Here is a 17,984-nt window from a genome sequence, read left to right as displayed (position 1 = left end):
CGCGACCTCCGCCGTGACAGGGCGGCATTCTAACCAGCTGAACTACCGGATCATTATTTTAAAGAACTTCGTTTCTTTTTCGTGGTTGCAAAATTACAACTTTTTTTGTTATCTGCAAATTATTTTAAAAAAAATGCCTTCCAATACTGGAAGGCGTTCATTATCAAACTTATTTTTTTATAAGTGAGCGCTTAATTTTTCAGCAATTACCTCTTTTGGAGCTACACCTACTAATTTATCTACTACTTCTCCATTCTTAAAAATAAGGACTGTAGGAATATTTCTAATACCATACTGCATAGAAATCTCTTGGTTGTTGTCTACATCTACTTTCCCAACTATTGCTTTACCTTCAAAATCTGATGCTACTTCTTCGATGATTGGTCCTAAAGTTCTGCAAGGTCCGCACCATACTGCCCAGAAGTCTACTAATACTGGTTTATCTGATTTTAAAACCGTATCCTGAAATGAGCTGTCTGTAATTTCTAAAGCCATTTTTGTTTCTTTATTTTAATTAATATTATTTTCTTTTCCTTTATTGGATGTTCAAAATTACGCTTTTTAGAGCACAAGACTATCTATGCTCAACATTAGTTTTTTCTATAGAGTAATCGCTTGAAATTTCCTTTAATGCATTGACCAATATATCGATTTCTGCTTTTGTGGTCATATGGCTGAACGAGATACGTAATGGAGTACAGTGGTCCATTTCGTCCTCAGAAAGCACCATCATCATAACCATTGAAGGTTTTGACGCACCTGATGAGCATGCACTTCCCTGAGAAATTGCAATGCCTTTCATATCCAATTGAAGTCCTATCAATGGGTTTTTATAAGGCAATAAAGCACTTAAAACCGTATAAAGACTGTTTTCTTTCTCAGCACTTCTTCCGTTGAATTTAATTCCTTCAACTTCGGCAGAAAGCCTTTCAATTGCATACTCTTTGATATTCTGCATATGGTTGGTATATTCCTCCATATGATTCAGAGAAAGCTCTAATGCTTTACCCAATCCTACGATACCGCAAACATTTTCTGTTCCCGCTCTAAGGCTTCTTTCCTGAGGTCCTCCGGTAATAATTCCTTTTAAGCCTGTTGATTTCCTGATAAATGCAAATCCAGCACCTTTTGGTCCATGAAATTTATGAGCACTACAAGATGCAAAATCCACAGGGATATCAGAGAAATCAAGGTTCATATGAGCCATTGTCTGTACAGTATCTGAGTGGAAAAGCGCATGATGCTCTTTGCACAGCTGGGCAACTTGTTTAAGGTTAATGATATTTCCGATTTCGTTATTGGCATGCATTAAGCTAACCAGTGTTTTTTTATCTGAAGCTTTTAAAAGCTCTTCTAATTTAACAAGGTCAATATCTCCTTTTTCATTCGGGCGGATGTAATTTACTTCTACTCCTTTTCTGCTTTTCATATCCAGAATACTTTCAGAAACACATTTATGTTCCAGAGGAGAGCTGATGATTCTTTCTACTCCAAGGTGTTCTACCGAGGATTTGATGATCATATTGTTTGATTCGGTACCACAGGAAGTGAAAATGATTTCAGCAGGAGTTACATGAAGATAGTCTGCAACCTGTCTTCTTACATTTTCAATAAGGATTTTTGCTTCCTGCCCAAAGCTGTGTGTTGAAGACGGGTTTCCGAAATTCATTTTCATAGTGCCAACCATTGCATCTATGACTTCTTCTGCAAGCGGAGTGGTTGCGGCATTATCTAAATATACTTTATCCATTATTATTTTGAATATTTTAATTCTACAGAGGTAAATTTGTAATCTGAGGGAACAGTAAATATAATCCAGGGGCTTGAAATTATCTGAATTTCCATTCCACCTGAGGGTTCTCCAGCCGGAACTTCCACATATAAAATCTGATTTTTAACAGATATATTTTTGATCTCTTCAATTTTGTGACTCCCTGATCTGAAGCTTCCCAAATTATATAAAACAACTTTTTTATTTTTCGGAAATTGTGGATATTTGATATACGATTCCTTTCCTGGTTCTGAAATACCAAAACTTCCGCTGATAATGTTCCGAAAATCCTTTTCGTCTTTAATGATCTTAAAGCCGGGAGCATCGGTTCCTCCCTGATTTTCAGAAACCAGGAGTTCCGTGTTTTCCTGCATAGCAGAAGACTTCTGAGATGAAGTGCCGGCACAGCCCATGAAGAGTACTGCACATGCAATGATCAGGCTTTTCATTTTTTACAATTTTATCTCCCAAAATTAGTGAAAAAATTGGTAATGTCCCTCATTTGCCCATTTCAACATTGGACGATCTCCGGAAGTATCACCAAATGCAATAATTTTATCGTATTTGGAATCATTAATTTCTTCTTTGATTCTTACCAGTTTTTCGTTTCCATTGCAATTTTTTCCTACAAAATTTCCGGTGAAAACCCCGTTCTTGAACTCTGCCCGCGTAGAAACAAGCTCCATTTTAAGTTCTTCCGCGAAGGGTTTCACCCAGATATCTAATGAAGCGGTTACCAATAAACTCTGTGTATTATTCCTATCGATATTTTTTATAAAGTCTAATGCATTCTCCCTCACTATTTTAGGATAATGCAGCTCAAAAAACTTTTTAGACTTCTGCTCTATTTTCTCCTGAGTCTGTCCCCTTAAAATAGAACCGATAAAGCTTTTTTTCACTTTTTCCGTTTCGGCCAGTTTCAGCTTCAGCAGGATAAAAAGAGGTACATGTCTTAAAAATTGTATACGGTATTTTGTAGAATCGTAAAATTTAAGATACATAAACATGGTATCCTTATATGTCAGGGTTCCGTCAAAATCAAAACAATACAATTTTTTCATTTTTTTAAAGCTTTAATTTTTTAAATACAAATTCAGGGATATTCCTGATAATCATCATGATAATACTCCAAACCGGCAAAACATATGCCACATCCTTCTGCTTTTTAAAGGCTTTATAAATACAGGAAGCTGCCTGTTTTGGAGTTGCTGTCAGTTTCGGATTTAAAGGCAGGCCTTCTGTCATCTTGGTTGCCATAAACCCAGGCTTTATTGTAAGAACATGTACTTTTTTATCAAAAAGGTAGTTCCTCAAACCGCTCAGGTAAGCCGTAAAAGCAGCTTTTGCACTTCCATAGATAAAATTACTCTGTCTCCCTCTGTCTCCTGCCACTGATGAAAGCCCGATAATCGTTCCTGATCTTCTGCTTTCAAACTTATGGGCAAAATAATTCATCACAGGAACCAGTTTTGAATAATTAATCTCAATGATACGTTCTGTATTTTTGTTATCATATAATCCTTCTTCGGTTCCTTCTCCTAAATATCCTACGGCACAAAATAATACATTTGAATTGATATTATCAAATCTATTATAATCAATTTCTTTTGTCAGATCCAGTTCTACAACTTCCGCCTGCTGCAGAAACTTGACATCAATATGTCTTGCAAAACGCTCTGTAGTTTCTTTATTTGAGGTAAAAAGATAGATTTTTTCAAACTTTTCTCCTTCCTGAAGTGCTTTTTCCACAAAAGCCTGTGCCACTTCAGATGTACTTCCCAGAACTATCATTATGAATTGTTATTTATGATTCTTTTGTGCTGTAAAGACACAAATTTAGGATTTTGAATATTTTTCAGGTAACTGGTCAATGATGATCTGCTCATACTGTCTTTGGTAAGATAAATTCTTCCTCCAAACTCCTGAACAATAGCATCAAGCTGATCTACCAGTTTTTTCAGTTTTGAATTAACTTTAAAATCCAGAGCCAATGTATACCCTTCAACAGGGAATGAATTGTAAGCCTGAGGATTGTTTTTTCCAAAAAGTTTTAAAACAGCCAGGAATGATCCGTTTCCGCTATTCGCTATCGTTTCAAGGATTTTTCTCATTCCTTCTTTTCCTGTTTCTTTAGGAATCACCATTTGGTACTGTATAAATCCTGATTTGCCATAGATTTTATTCCAGTCATTAATAGCATCCAAAGGATAGAAAAACGTCTCATAATCGATAAAATTCTTAACTTCCTTCTTAGACTGTTTCTTATAATATAACCAATTAAATATTTTTACGGTAAGGGCATTAAGTACAAATCCCGGAAAATAAAACGGAACTGTAGGAGAAAATTTCTTCTTCAATCTCAAAGGTGTTTTGGAAAAACTCTGGGGAAGTTCATGCTGGAAAGCATGTTCTCCTCTCATCAGAATACTTCTTCCGATATTTTTTCCTTTCTGAAGACAATCAATCCAGGCAACCGTGTAGGTCCAGTTTTCACTTTCATCAAACAATTTAAAGATCTCATCCAGATTATCCGCTTTGATGCTTTCCTGACGAATGTATGCAGATTCTATATTTTTAAGTTTAAATTTTGCGGTAAGAATAATTCCTGTAAGTCCCATTCCTCCAATGGTAGCCCAGAACTTTTCCACATTTTCTTCTCTGGAACAGGTAATAATTTCACCTTTCTCAGTCATTAGCTTAAACTCAATCACATATTCTGAAAAACATCCTTCTGCATGATGGTTTTTTCCATGAACATCAGAAGCGATAGCACCTCCTACTGATACAAATTTTGTCCCGGGAGTAACATATAGAAAATATCCCTGGGGAACTGCTATTTCCAGTACATCTGAAAGCAGCACTCCGGATTCACATTCTATGATGCCGTTCAAACGGTCAAAATTGATAAATTTATTTAATTTTTTAGTTGAAAATATAGATTCTCCCAACGAAGCATCTCCGTAGCATCTTCCATTTCCCCTTGCAATAACTTCGTTGTGATTGAGTACAAATTCTTTTATTTTTCTGAAACTGTCCTCAGATCTCATTTCCTTCTCTACTATTGGGAAATTTCCCCAGTTTGTAACTTTCTGTGTGAAATTCGGTTTCATTTCTTAAAATAAATTTGAATTAAAAATGCAACTACCCAAAGCAATAAAGTAACCTGTATATAACGGTCTCTGTAAACAATTTTTGTTGGAGACTCCGTTCTGTTGTAAACAAGGGTCTGCTGAAGATATCTTAACAACGCGAATACAACGAAAATTACGGTATAAAAAACTCTTTCGTGAAATCTTTCCTGAACTTCCGGAGAAAGGGTAAACATCAGATAACAGACAATAGCCAGTGTAATAGAAATGGATAAAGCAATATCTGCAAACTGAACGTTATATCCATCCAGCGCTTTTCTTGTTTTTCCTGAAACCTGTGCATTGATAAGCTCGCCTCTTCTTTTTCCTATAGCCAGTACCAAAGCCAATACAAATGTAAGCAGAATCGCCCATTGTGAGATACTTATTCCTGTAATATAACCTCCGGCCAGTACCCGCAGAACAAATCCTATGGCAATAATAAAGATATCAATGATAGGAACATGCTTCAGCCTGAAAGTATAGGCAAGATTCATCACCACATAAAAAACTATGATGATGGCAAATTTCCAAAGTAATTCATGGAAATAAATTTTTGTAAAGAATACAAGAGCAATATCTGCCACAATAAGACCGATAAGAATTCCTACGGCTTTTGATTTTGAAATAGCACCACTAGCCAAAGGTCTTCTCCTTTTCTCAGGGTGTTTTCGGTCTGCTTCAATATCGTTATAATCATTCAGTATATAGACCACACTTGCTGCAAGTGAAAATATAACAAATGCAAAAATGCTCTTGAGAAGCAGATCTATATTGGTAATATTACCTGAAAAGAAAAGAGGGACAAATACAAAAAGGTTTTTCACCCATTGCTCCACACGGAGCAGCTTTAAATATTTCTTCATTTATGTTATTTCAAATACAAAAATAATAAATTCAAAATTTCTAGCATAAAAATACAAAAAAAACCGCCGGGGCGGTCTTTTACGAAAATATTTATATATTAAATTAACTATTGGCCTTGTTTGGCATCGTTAATCATCTTTTCATTGGCAGTAATAGCAAACTCTACTCTTCTGTTTTTAGCTCTTCCTTCATCGGTATCGTTGCTAGCTACAGGCATAGCTTCACCTTCACCTTTTGTAAACATTCTGGCTGATGCAATTCCTTTTCCTACCAGGTATGCCTTCACAGCGTCTGCTCTTCTTTGAGAAAGCTTAAGGTTGTAAGCATCTGCACCCTTGCTGTCTGTGTAACCATAGATATTAATATTCGTATCCGGATTATTAACCAGTACTTCAGCTAATTTGTCAAGGTTTGTTTGTGCAACAGAAGTAAGGTTTGAAGAGTCGAAAGCAAAGTTTACAATACTTTCATTCATGGTTACCTTAATACCGTCTCCTACTCTTTCTACCTGAGCTCCCGGCAAAGTTTCTTTAATATCTTTTGCCTGCTTATCCATTTTGTTACCAATAACGTTACCTGCAACGCCACCTATAATACCTCCCAATATAGCTCCGATAGCTCCGTTTCCTCCTTTTCCTACATTGTTACCAAGGATACCTCCAATTACGGCTCCTGAAGCAACCCCTACTGCTGTACCTTTTTGTTGGTGATTTGAATTCTGAACCGCTTCACAGCTTGTCAATAATAATGCTGATGATAAGAAAAGGGCTCCTACGTATGTTTTTGTAAATTTCATTTTTTTTGATCTTTTATGTTGATAAATTATTTCATTCCTGCTCTCTGGAAGTTGTAAACTACTTTTACATTACCTCCTTCAAAAGGAACATCTTGCTCAAGTGAAAACTGATCTGTAGTCTGATTGATCATTGTTAGGCTGTAACCTGCTGTATTTTGTTTAGCTTTTGTACCTGAAGCAATTTTTTTAAACATAAATGTATTACCGCCTTTTACTTCAAATTTGATGGGCTGTGTAATTGCCGGGCAATCTCCACCACCGTTTAAAGTATATGCTCCTGTCCAGTTATTGGGAATCAATCTCCAGTGGCTTCCTACGAAACACTGTGCGTCTGCACCTTCGTCAAAAGGCTTAATTTTATAACCTTTATCATAATCTATGCTTACAATCTGCCAGTCACCTTTCATTTTCAGGAAGTCGGCTCTTTGATTTTGAGATGTAGCTGCTTTGTTAACAGAGGAACATGAAACTGCAAAAAGTGATGTTCCCAACATCCCTGCAAGTAGTAACTTTTTCATTTTGTTGTTTATTATTTTGTTACTATAAAGTTACAAAAAACCGTGCCAAAATTTATAATAAAAAATAAAAAGTCCGAAAAAATCCGGACTCTTTATGGTTTCTCCTTAAATACAGGGAGATAAATTATTTTTTAACAGCCTTTTTTACGGATTTCGAAGGCTTGGCCGTGCCTGAAGGTTTACCTTTATAGAAATTGGTATAGGCATATTCTGCGGCCTTTTTCAGGTCAATAACTCCACCAGCCTGAGATTGGTCTCCAAATCCATTTGCTGTACTTGGATTGCTGCTTTTCACAAGAGCTTCAATGATCTGATAAGGCTTCAGATCCGGCATATAAGCCAGTAAAACAGCCGCTCCTCCAGCTACCACAGGGGAAGCCATAGAAGTACCCTGCAGGTATTTATATTCGTTTTTAGGAACGGTAGAATAGATTTCCTCTCCCGGAGCAAAAACGTTGACCATTTTTTTGTTGTAATTAGAAAAATCTGCTCTCAGGGCATTATTTTTATTGGTACTTGCCCCTACTACAAGAACGTTACTTACAAATGGCTTTTCATCTGTAACATTTTTAAAGTTGGTAGGATATGCAAGATGTTCTGCTACATCTTCATTTTCGTTACCAGCAGCTTTTACCAAAAGAACACCTTTATCTTCAGCATATTTGAAAGCATCCCAAACCACATTTTTACCTGGAGAAACAGGTTTCCCGAAGCTCATGTTTAGAACTTTTGCTCCGTTATCTACTGCATATCTGATGGCATTGGCAACATCTTTATCTCTTTCATCTCCATTCGGGACTGTTCTTACAGACATGATTTTAGCCACTTTGGAAGCGACTCCGTACTGAACTTCTTTTCCTTGCGGAAGTCCGGCAATAATACCTGCCACGTGAGTTCCATGTTCTGCGTCCGGTCCTTCATAATGATTATTTCCATAAATTTTTTCAGAATAGTCATCATAGTTATCCCCTACAATCTCTTTTCTTGGATCATATGAAAGGTCATATTGTTTTGCTGCAGGAGCAAAGTGATCGATTGCTTCTTTCATTTCCTCCTTCATCTTCTTTTCAAACTCTGCAGCTGATTTTCCTTTGAATTCAGGGCTTTGTGAGATCTGGCCTAAAAATTCCATCGCAATGGCATCTCTCTGATCTGTAGGAGCTTTGATCCCAGCAATCGTTTCTGCAGTTACAGGCTTACCTCCCAGCAGTTTTACCATATTAGGAATCAATTCGTTCAGCATAGAATAGGTTCTGAAGTTCTGCTGAGCCTCGATACTCTTTTTATTGAACATCTCTTTGGCTTTCATGTACATCTCAAACTCATCCTTCATCTTAGTCTGATTGGCTTTATTTTTTGTGGAGTCATCTCCTTCGAAAACAGGTTTATATTTAGCAACTACTCTTGTCACCTCCATGTTATCGATATCAATATCACCGTTTTTTCCTCCTATAAAGTTCCATCCGTGTACATCATCAATATATCCGTTTCCATCGTCATCTTTTCCGTTTCCGGGAACTTCGTTCGGATTTGACCATAGATTCTTTACCAATCCCGGATGATCTACCTGTACTCCGCTGTCTAACACACCCACCACTACGGTTTTAGGTTTCAGCCCTTTAGATTCCAAGTATTTATAAGCATTTGCTGTATTTACCCCATATACTTTTGAAGTTGCAAAATCTTTATGATACCATGTCATAAGATCTTTATCTTCGTTGGGATCAATACTTTTAGCTTTAGATTCCTGTGCAAAAGAGAAACTAAAACCTGTCAAAAAAACTGCAGCTAATAATACCTTTTTCATATGTTGATATTTAATTTTTTAAAGACCTATGCATATTCCAATCGCCACCTGCATCTGTTCTATATTGAAAATGTCATCAAAGGCGATGGTATGCTAATCTAATTGTTTTATATTTTTTATATACACTAACGATTCCGGCCCTTTATTACAAATAAGGTCAAGAACCGAAAGATCTTCCAAAAATCCTAATTTATCAGAAAATGTCTGGTAATATTCTTCCATCCGAAATTCTGAAGGAAGTTTTGCAGAAAACTTTTCTCTGAAATTGATACTCTCAGGATTTTTGATATATTCTTCATTCAAAGAGTGTGCCTTTTCTGTTTTCAGTATCTGTTGGATTACTTCTATTCCTTTAAGGTTAAAATCAAGAAGAAACTTTTCTTTAAGGTCAAATATTTTTCTGAACTTGTCTTCGTAATACTCAAAATAAGGAGAGCTCTGATATGCGGTCTTAATGGATTTCCAATGAAGCGTTCTCCAGTCTTCACGGTAAGAGATTTCAACATCTTTAAATTCTCTTTTTCCGTTATGGTTGATAGGAATTATTAATGACAATTTTCCGTTGGCACCATAAATATTGGCTCTGTTTCTATAGGTTTGCTTCGGGAAGTTTTCAAACTGTTCAAATACAATTTCATTCTCAGGATTCAAAAACACTGAGAACCATGAGATTGGGGGCAAATAAAATGCCGGTAATAAAATATTTTGCATAATAATATAATCTAGTTTTTAGGATAAACCACTCGTCCTACAGCATCTTTCTCATCAACAAAGCCTAAATAACGGGAATCTAAGCTTGCGTTACGATTATCTCCTAAAAAGAATAATTTTCCACTTGGAACTTTTATGGGGCCAAAGTTATCAGCAGTCCAATCTTTATGATAAATTTTACGAATATCCTGATTTGCATTCGGGTTTACAAACCTTTCATGAAAAAAATTATCATTAAGTTCTTTATCGCTTAATTGTGTAATAAAATAATTATCGTCAAGCTGAAAGATTTCACTTTCTTCAGTACCTTTAGATAGAAGATCATTTGCATATCCTCTATCTATTTTGTAAGAATGTTTCACGTTGAATTTATCTATCAATATATCATTAACATATAAATCACCATTCTTAATTAAAATCTCATCATTTTCAGTTCCTATTAATCTTTGTACATAAACACCTTGAGGATAATCCACATTATTTTGATTGTAAGCAATCATTTTAAACTTATCATAAGGAAGGATATTGGTCATCACAATAAATGACTTTTTTTTGATGGTAGGCTCATTGCCTGCCGTTGGTACAAAAGCATATTGCAAAACCCCGGAGAGTTTTGCAATAATAAAAAGAGTTACAATAAAGCTGCCTATTAAAAGGACTCTATTAAATATTTTATTTTTAAACACTATTCTTCAGTTTTTTTCTTTCCGAATAATTTCATGAAATAATCCCATCCGAAGAATAAGATCAGGATCATCGCTGCAACCCACCAGTAAGAAGTTTTATTGGCTTCACCTGTGTTGGTGGCTTTGAACATTCTTTCCCAACGGATTTTGAATGGAGCCTGGTAAGTGGAACTGCTGTCAGAGAAAGCACCCTGAAGACTCATCCATGTAAACATTGGTTTTCCAACAATATTTTCTTCCGGAACGAAACCAAAGAATCTTGCATCCAATGAAGCATCTCTGTTGTCCCCTATCATCATATAATAATCCTGCTGAATAGTATACTGATTCGCTTCTTTACCATTAATGAAGATCTTTCCGTTCTTTTTCTCTAAGCTGTTGTGTTCATATTCAGAAATGATCCACTGGTACATTGGCAGTGTTTCCTGATTGATTGCCACTACATCTCCTTTTTTAGGAATTCTAACCGGTCCGTACCAATCCTGATTCCATGGTTTGTTGATTGGAAATATAGACTGGGTAGTATCTATACTTTTTGTATATGCTGTTTTATCTGAATTTAATTTATGTTGGATAGCAGCCATTCCTTTAGGCAAGACACTTTCCTCCATATCAATTACACTAGGTAATTCTTTAATGTCTTTAGCGATTTTATTAGTTAATCCTTGGAAAGTATATCGAAAACCACTATTTGTTTGTTCCTCATTTACAGGTAAAAAACCATAACCTTTATATAACGTAGGAATATCTAATTGTTCCTTAGTATTAACAACATATGCATGTTGTACTTCCTGGTCTCCTAAAACAGTCTCCGGTTTTCCGTTGACGAAAAGTCTTCCGGCTCTCATCTCAAAAGTATCTCCTGCTGTAGCCACACATCTTTTTACGTAAGGATCTTTTCTGTCAATTGCTGTATGTACTGAATCCTGAGGATAGTTGAAAACCACCACATCATTTCTCTGCGGCTTATTGAATTGTAATATTCTTGTATAAGGAAGCTTTACTGCGTCTACATAAGACTTCGGATCATCTTTCGGATTCCCTTTCTGTCCTGTATCCATAATGGTTCCCTGAAGGAAAGGTATGGCTACCGGACGCATTGGAAGTCTGTAACCGTAGCTCCATTTGTTTACGAAAAGGAAGTCACCTACCAATAATGTTCTTTCCATGGATCCTGTAGGAATCCCGAAAGGTTGTGTTATAAAAACGTGGATAATGGTAGCGAAAACTACCGCAAAGGTAATGGAACCAATGAATGTATCATTCTTCTTATCATTTTTTTCTTCATCTGTAAGAAACAGATCGTTTGCTTTTTCATCTTCTAACTCTACATCTTTAGAATAGTTGATGACCGCCATATAAATAAATGGCAGGATCACGGTAAGAATCTGATCTTTGAAAAGTGTTTTCCCAAACTTTTTCACCAGGTAAAGGTGGAAAACAGACATCATGATTGGCCCTACTATCGGAAGATAAGACAGGATTGCCCACCATTTCGGGTGTTTTGTTTCTTTCAGAATAATGAAATAGTTGTAGAAAGGGATAAAAGCAAATAAAGGGCTATAACCCATTTTCTTGAACAGTTTCCAAGATGAAATGCCCATCAATACGGATAGTATGAGGACATATACTGTATAAGTTAAAAAATAATTCATAAATTTTTGTGCCTATTCTTATGATATCAATGATAAAATGATGAGTAATAAATGATAAAAGCAGTCCGCTGTTTACAATTCACTATTCATCATCTTCTTTATTTGTCGCAATTTACAGAATTTGTTACAAATTAAAGCCCCAAAACGTCTTTCATTGCGAAGTTTCCTTTTTTATCTTTAATCCACTCTGCAGCTACTACAGCTCCCAGTGCAAAACCATTTCTGTTGAATGCGGTATGTTTGATCTCGATTTCGTCTACCTCACTTCTGTAGTACACGCTGTGCGTTCCGGGAACTTCATCTTCACGTACTGCAAAAATTCCAAGCTGCTTCCCTTCTGTTTCTTCCAGCTTCCAGGCATCAAATTTCGGATTGTTTTGAATGATTCCTTCTGCAATGGAAATGGCGGTTCCACTTGGAGCATCTTTCTTATGAATGTGGTGAATTTCTTCCAGCTGGCAAGAGTATTCATCTACATTTTTCATCAGAGCTGCCAATTTTTCATTTAAAGCAAAGAATAAATTTACTCCTAAGCTAAAATTAGAGCCATATAGGAAAGCTGTTTCGTTATCTACAACCAGTTTTTCAATTTCAGCTTTTTGATCAAGCCATCCTGTTGTTCCGCAGATCACCGGAATTTTATTTTCAAGACAAGCTTTAATGTTTTCAAATGCAACTTCCGGCAGTGAAAATTCAATCACAACATCCGGATTATTAAGATTCTCAGCAGTTGGGGTTTCCTTCAGACGGGCAACTACTTCATGACCTCTCTGCTGTGCGATCTCATCAATGATCTTACCCATTTTACCGTAACCCACTAATGCTATTTTCATATAATCTTTTTATTTTTTAATCTGCATTCAATCCTAAGAACTTTCTGCAGGTGTATTATCTTTTAAAATCTGTAACTTAAACTGAATCCTGTTTTCGGTGCACTGTACCCATACTGATCCTGAATAACCGATGGCTTAAAAACCAGATCCGGGTCATGACGGCTTTCGTAAAGATGGGCATCTACTACAGCATCTACAATATTCAGAATATAGATCAAACCTGTAATGGCAATGGCATAATCCCTTTGCCTTTTGGCTCTGTCCTGTGCATTACCCAAAGCTCTTTTGTCCAGCCAAGGGTGGGTGTCTACAAATTCATTAGGTGTACCGTTCAGCTTTGCTACGTAATATTCCCGATATTTTTTGTATTGATTATCATTCCATACGGCAATACCAACTCCCGCTCCTACCGCTCCCCAAACAATGGGAATTTTCCAGTATTTTTTGTTATAAAACTGTCCTAACCCTGGTAAAACTGCGGAATACAATCCCGCTCTGGTAGGATTCAGCTTTATGGTTTTTACTGTGGGACCATTGGCTTTTTCAAGATCTTCAATAATCTTTGCTTCTGTTTTGCCTGGTTTCACCACACGAGGTTCTTCTTTCGGAAGAGTCTGCATCCGAACGGTATCGATAGGTTTTACTTGTGAGTAAGCCAGTGCAGCGATACACAAGAAAAATGTGAAAAATATTTTCTTCATTTATTTAATATGGGATAAAATATATTCCAGCTCTTCTTCATTTTTGAAGTCCAGAACAATCTTACCTTTTTTACCATTTCCAGAAGCTTTGATCTCTACTTTTACATCCAAGATATCTGCAATGGTCTTCTGGGCTTTTTTATAGTTATTGGAAAGCTCTACTTTTGCTTTTTTAGCGGCAGCAGATTTTGGGTTCTTTAATGCAGCAGCAGCCTGCTCAGCCTGACGAACGTTTAATTTTTCTTTGATAATAAGATCAAACAAAACCTGCTGATCCTCTTCACTTTCAAGGCTGATAATAGCTCTTCCGTGTCCTGCAGAAATCTCACCGCTTCTGATGGCATTCTGAATATCCGGATTTAATCTTAACAGTCTGATAGAATTGGTAATGGTACTTCTGTCCTTTCCTATTCTCTGGCTAAGGTTTTCCTGAGTAAGACCTATTTCTTCTAAAAGCCTGTGATAGGTTAATGCTATTTCGATAGCATCAAGATCTTCTCTCTGGATATTTTCAACAAGAGCCATCTCAAGAAGCTCCTGGTCATTGACTAAACGAATGTAGGCAGGAATAGTCGTTAACCCTGCAATTTTAGTTGCCCTGTAACGTCTTTCCCCGGAAATGATTTCAAACTTTTCACCGTCTTTTCTCAGGGTAATCGGCTGGATTACACCCAAGTTTTTGATTGACTGTGCTAGCTCATTTAATGCTTTTTCATCAAAATAAGTTCTCGGCTGCGTTGGGTTCGGATAGATATCTTCAAGCGCAACTTCCACAATATTTCCCACAAACTTATCTGCTCCTTCATCAGTAGCGGAATTGATAGTTGCTTTGGATTCTGCACTTAAAATGGCGCCCAAGCCGCGTCCCATAGCTCTTTTTTTGTCCTTCATAGATATAATTGATAAATGATGTTTGAAAAGTGATGCCCGGCATTCACTTATTTATTGGCCATTTATTATTAATTTAATTCTTTATTAAGTTTTCATTCTTCAAAAGAACTTCTTCAGCTAATTGAATATACTGAACCGCTCCTTTACTTTCTGCATCATAGTTCAGGATACTTTCTCCAAAACTTGGCGCTTCACTCAATCTTACGTTTCTGCTGATAATGGTTTCAAAAACCATCTCAGGGAAATGCAGATTTACTTCTTCCACTACCTGATTGGATAATCTCAATCGGCTGTCATACATGGTTAAAAGAAGACCTTCAATTCCAAGATCTTTATTATGGATCTTCTGAACATTTTTAACGGTATTCAAAAGTTTCCCAAGCCCTTCTAATGCGAAATATTCACACTGGATCGGAATGATTACAGAATCTGCTGCCGTAAGAGCATTGACGGTAATAAGACCTAAACTCGGTGCACAGTCGATGATAATATAATCATAATCATCTCTTACGCTTGCCAATGCTTTTTTCAGCATATACTCACGGTCTTCCTTGTCTACCAATTCAATTTCCGCAGCTACCAGATCGATATGTGACGGAATAATATCCAGGTTCGGAGTTGCCGTTCTTTTGATACAGACTCTCGTATCCGCACTGTGCTCCAGCAGATTATATGTTGAATACTGAACATCTTCAACACCCAGGCCGGATGTAGCATTCGCCTGAGGATCAGCATCGATGATTAATATTCTTTTTTCCAATACTCCTAATGCTGCCGCCAGGTTTACAGCGGTGGTAGTTTTACCAACGCCTCCTTTTTGATTAGCAATACCTATGATTTTTGCCATTATTAGAACTTTAAGTTTCAAAAATACACTTTTTTCTTTGCTCTCGGTGAGTGAGGAAAATCAAAATTGAGTTAAAATATTGTTAATAAGCAATTTAAGGATAAAAAAAATTATCCACAAAAAAAAATCTTTGTGGATAACTATTTGAAATTTACTTTTTCGTATTAATTCTCAAATTTCATGGAGATGGGAAATTTGAAATAACTTCTTACGAATTCTCCTTTTTTGTTTTTGGCTGGAATCCATTTTCCTTTGTTGGAAATCATTTTAATTGTTCTCATTGCCTCATTGTTAAAATCGGCGTTGGTTCCGTTAGCTTTTACCCCTGAGATGGTTCCGTCCATTTCTACAATAAAGGTAACTGTCGTTTTTACAACATCTTCGGATTCAAATCCTGAACTATCGAAGCTGTTCATCACTTTATTTCGAAAGGAGTCTATTCCTCCTGCAAAATTGGCTTCTACCCCAAGTTCTCCGGATTCTGCAATTTTATTTTTGTCCACCGGATCAGAAATCACTGGTGGAGGTGTTGTAATTACAGGACCTGTTCCCACTGTTACTGTTGGAGCATTGGGTGTATTTGGCGCTACAGGATCTCCTTTAAAATTGTCTTTAAAACCCGCTACAGCATCATCGGGAATGGGATCTTTTTTCACATTATCCTGAGCTGTACTTGATGGTGTAGGCACTGTACTGTCAAACGTTTTTGTATTAGGAGCTGTTTCAGGCTTTACCGGAGTAATTTTTACCGGAGGTGCAACCGGATCATCAGGAATGATTACTGGTGGTGGGAGTTCCCATATTTTATCTGTTGTTTCTACTGTCTTAAATGCAGAAATCACAAACGGCGTAATGGATACTGCAGCCATTAAACTTGCTCCGATAAAAAGCGCTTTGGTTAATATTCTATCTGATTCGTTTCTTAATACATAGGCACCATATTCTTTATTGCGGTGCTCAAAGAGGACTTCGTTGAACCGAAATTCCTGGTTTTGGTTATGTTGTTTCATCACTACTACTATTTAAACTGTTAAAAATTGTGATTATTAGTTTTGTTAGCTCTTATCGATAAGCAATGTTGTAATATCAAAACATTTGCCAAAATTTTATCGAAACAACATAATATTAGAAAATTTTATGATAATGTTTAAATTTTAACATTTATAAATAGAAAGTTTACAGAAGAAAAAGGAGTTATTTCTTCTGTAAATAGCAATTCATAATAAACAGAATAATTACCTCTTACCCTTATCAAAGTTGAACCTTGGCAAGGGTTATAAAACCAAAAAAAAGAGACCATCCAATGATAATCTCTTTATTATTTTAATCTCTAAGAATATTAGAATAATTCTTTTCTGATGATGTTCTGACTTCTTTCAGGACCTACAGAAACCAAGTATACGTTGATTCCTAAGTATTTTTCAATAAACTCGATATATTTCTGAGCAGTGTCAGGAAGTTCATCATAGCTTCTTGCTTTCGTAATGTCTTCGCTCCAGCCCGGTAAATCCTGGTAGATTGGCTCGTAATTGTATAGTTTTTCTGTTGAAGAAGTGAAATAATCGATGATTTTTCCATCTTCAGTTTTGTAATGTGTTACTACTTTCAGGTTCTCAATTCCTGTAAGAACGTCAAGTTTAGTGATGACAAGGTTGTTGATACCGTTGATCATACAAGCATGCTTTAAAGAAACAAGGTCTAACCAACCTGTTCTTCTTGGTCTACCTGTAGTTGCTCCGAATTCACCACCGATCTGTCTGATTTTTTCACCCAGTTCGTTATCTAATTCAGAAGGGAAGGGTCCGTTTCCTACTCTTGTACAGTATGCTTTTGCCACACCGATTAAGTTCTGAAGCGAAGTTGGTGGAACACCAGCTCCTGTACAAACTCCTCCTGTAGACGGAGAAGATGAAGTTACGTATGGATAAGTACCGAAATCAATATCCAACATCAACGCCTGCGCTCCTTCAAATAATACGTTTTTGCCGTCTCTGATCGCTTCGTTCAGCTCTAATTCAGTATCAACAATTCTGTCCTGAAGCTGTTTTCCGATTGCCAGATATTCATTGTAGATTTCTTCAACGTCTAACGTTGGTTTTCCGTAATATTTTTCAAAAAGAGAATTCTTAACTTTTAAGTTTTTCTCAATTTTATCTCTTAAAATTTCAGGATTTAAAAGATCTACCATTCTGATCCCGATTCTTGCAATTTTATCTTCATAACAAGGTCCGATTCCTTTTTTGGTAGTTCCGATCTGTGTTCCTCCGTGTTCCTCTTCACGGTAAGTATCCAAAAGGATGTGGTAAGGCATGATAACATGCGCTCTTCTGCTGATAAAGATGTGATCTGTTCTTAAGCCTTTGCTCTCAATCTGACCAACTTCTTTAATGAAAGACTTAGGGTTTACCACTACTCCATTCGCAATGATACATTTCCCTTTGCATTGAAGAACTCCTGAAGGAAGAAGGTGCAGAACGAATTTCTCTTCACCCACATAAACCGTGTGACCAGCGTTGTCTCCACCCTGGAAACGCACTACATAGTCCGATTTTGCTGATAAAACATCCGTGATTTTTCCTTTGCCTTCATCTCCGTACTGAAGACCTACAACTACATAAGTTGACATATTTTACTTTTGTTTTTAGATTCGTGCAAAATTACTTTTAAAAAAAATGACGACCAAATTATAGAGGATATTTATTTTGGGTTGGGGTGAAAATCATGAGGTTGAAGATCACTTCATTTCTACCTTTTTACTTTCACACCTATATAA

19 protein-coding genes are annotated in these 17,984 nt (G+C 36.5%); all 19 read right to left on the bottom strand.

The genetic code is table 11. The features are described 5' to 3' along the window. Positions 1 to 177 precede the first annotated feature (177 nt). On the bottom strand, positions 178 to 495 hold the full coding sequence (gene trxA / locus ACODR7_RS18975; protein WP_047380983.1) for a thioredoxin: 318 nt from the start codon (positions 493 to 495) through the stop codon (positions 178 to 180). Between the two features lie 79 nt (positions 496 to 574). Beyond that, positions 575 to 1,750 (bottom strand): cysteine desulfurase family protein, encoded by a 1,176-nt coding sequence (locus ACODR7_RS18970; RefSeq protein ID WP_488841513.1) that lies wholly within the window; start codon positions 1,748 to 1,750, stop codon positions 575 to 577. Between the two features lie 2 nt (positions 1,751 to 1,752). Beyond that, positions 1,753 to 2,220, bottom strand: a complete 468-nt coding sequence (locus ACODR7_RS18965; RefSeq protein WP_488841511.1) for a hypothetical protein — start codon at positions 2,218 to 2,220, stop codon at positions 1,753 to 1,755. 24 nt (positions 2,221 to 2,244) lie between these two features. After that, on the bottom strand, positions 2,245 to 2,832 hold the full coding sequence (locus ACODR7_RS18960) for an HAD family hydrolase (protein ID WP_488841509.1): 588 nt from the start codon (positions 2,830 to 2,832) through the stop codon (positions 2,245 to 2,247). A 4-nt stretch (positions 2,833 to 2,836) separates the two neighbouring features. Beyond that, positions 2,837 to 3,562: an SDR family NAD(P)-dependent oxidoreductase gene (locus ACODR7_RS18955; RefSeq protein WP_488841507.1), complete on the bottom strand. Its 726-nt coding sequence runs from the start codon at positions 3,560 to 3,562 to the stop codon at positions 2,837 to 2,839. Further along, a complete protein-coding gene (locus tag ACODR7_RS18950) occupies positions 3,562 to 4,881 on the bottom strand; it encodes an FAD-binding oxidoreductase (RefSeq protein WP_488841505.1) in 1,320 nt (439 codons plus the stop codon). Before ACODR7_RS18950 ends, ACODR7_RS18955 begins: the two co-directional genes overlap by 1 nt. Beyond that, the gene (locus ACODR7_RS18945) at positions 4,878 to 5,765 is read right to left on the bottom strand and encodes a decaprenyl-phosphate phosphoribosyltransferase (protein ID WP_488841503.1); all 888 of its coding nucleotides are present in this window, start codon (positions 5,763 to 5,765) and stop codon (positions 4,878 to 4,880) included. The genes ACODR7_RS18950 and ACODR7_RS18945 overlap by 4 nt, the downstream gene beginning before the upstream one ends. Positions 5,766 to 5,872: 107 nt before the next feature. Beyond that, a complete protein-coding gene (locus ACODR7_RS18940; protein WP_488841501.1) occupies positions 5,873 to 6,562 on the bottom strand; it encodes a YiaD family glycine zipper/OmpA-like lipoprotein in 690 nt (229 codons plus the stop codon). A gap of 26 nt (positions 6,563 to 6,588) precedes the next feature. Then, entirely contained in the window at positions 6,589 to 7,080 is a 492-nt protein-coding gene (locus tag ACODR7_RS18935) for a hypothetical protein (protein WP_413931806.1), read from the bottom strand. A gap of 124 nt (positions 7,081 to 7,204) precedes the next feature. Then, positions 7,205 to 8,887, bottom strand: coding sequence for a S8 family serine peptidase (locus ACODR7_RS18930; protein WP_488841499.1), 1,683 nt, complete (start codon positions 8,885 to 8,887; stop codon positions 7,205 to 7,207). A gap of 93 nt (positions 8,888 to 8,980) precedes the next feature. Continuing rightward, complete coding sequence (locus tag ACODR7_RS18925) at positions 8,981 to 9,598, bottom strand: WbqC family protein (RefSeq protein ID WP_488841497.1); 618 nt, start codon at positions 9,596 to 9,598, stop codon at positions 8,981 to 8,983. An 11-nt stretch (positions 9,599 to 9,609) separates the two neighbouring features. After that, a complete protein-coding gene (gene lepB / locus ACODR7_RS18920; RefSeq protein WP_488841495.1) occupies positions 9,610 to 10,284 on the bottom strand; it encodes a signal peptidase I in 675 nt (224 codons plus the stop codon). Next, complete coding sequence (gene lepB, locus ACODR7_RS18915) at positions 10,284 to 11,939, bottom strand: signal peptidase I (RefSeq protein ID WP_488841493.1); 1,656 nt, start codon at positions 11,937 to 11,939, stop codon at positions 10,284 to 10,286. The genes lepB (ACODR7_RS18920) and lepB (ACODR7_RS18915) overlap by 1 nt, the downstream gene beginning before the upstream one ends. Positions 11,940 to 12,070: 131 nt before the next feature. Further along, the gene (dapB, locus tag ACODR7_RS18910; RefSeq protein ID WP_488841491.1) at positions 12,071 to 12,772 is read right to left on the bottom strand and encodes a 4-hydroxy-tetrahydrodipicolinate reductase; all 702 of its coding nucleotides are present in this window, start codon (positions 12,770 to 12,772) and stop codon (positions 12,071 to 12,073) included. Between the two features lie 62 nt (positions 12,773 to 12,834). Beyond that, positions 12,835 to 13,473 carry a DUF5683 domain-containing protein gene (locus ACODR7_RS18905; protein ID WP_076596757.1) on the bottom strand — a complete coding sequence of 213 codons (639 nt, stop codon included), beginning with the start codon at positions 13,471 to 13,473 and terminating at the stop codon, positions 12,835 to 12,837. Next, a complete protein-coding gene (locus ACODR7_RS18900) occupies positions 13,474 to 14,364 on the bottom strand; it encodes a ParB/RepB/Spo0J family partition protein (protein ID WP_076596756.1) in 891 nt (296 codons plus the stop codon). A gap of 73 nt (positions 14,365 to 14,437) precedes the next feature. Beyond that, positions 14,438 to 15,211, bottom strand: a complete 774-nt coding sequence (locus ACODR7_RS18895) for a ParA family protein (RefSeq protein ID WP_002981269.1) — start codon at positions 15,209 to 15,211, stop codon at positions 14,438 to 14,440. Between the two features lie 164 nt (positions 15,212 to 15,375). Continuing rightward, positions 15,376 to 16,221: an energy transducer TonB gene (locus tag ACODR7_RS18890; protein ID WP_488841488.1), complete on the bottom strand. Its 846-nt coding sequence runs from the start codon at positions 16,219 to 16,221 to the stop codon at positions 15,376 to 15,378. A 329-nt stretch (positions 16,222 to 16,550) separates the two neighbouring features. Next, a complete protein-coding gene (locus ACODR7_RS18885) occupies positions 16,551 to 17,837 on the bottom strand; it encodes an adenylosuccinate synthase (protein ID WP_488841486.1) in 1,287 nt (428 codons plus the stop codon). Positions 17,838 to 17,984: the final 147 nt, after the last annotated feature.

This window comes from Chryseobacterium sp. FG46 (assembly GCF_057809135.1).
The sequence above is the reverse complement of the archived record's forward strand: the minus strand, read 5'-3'. Positions and strand labels throughout refer to the sequence as shown.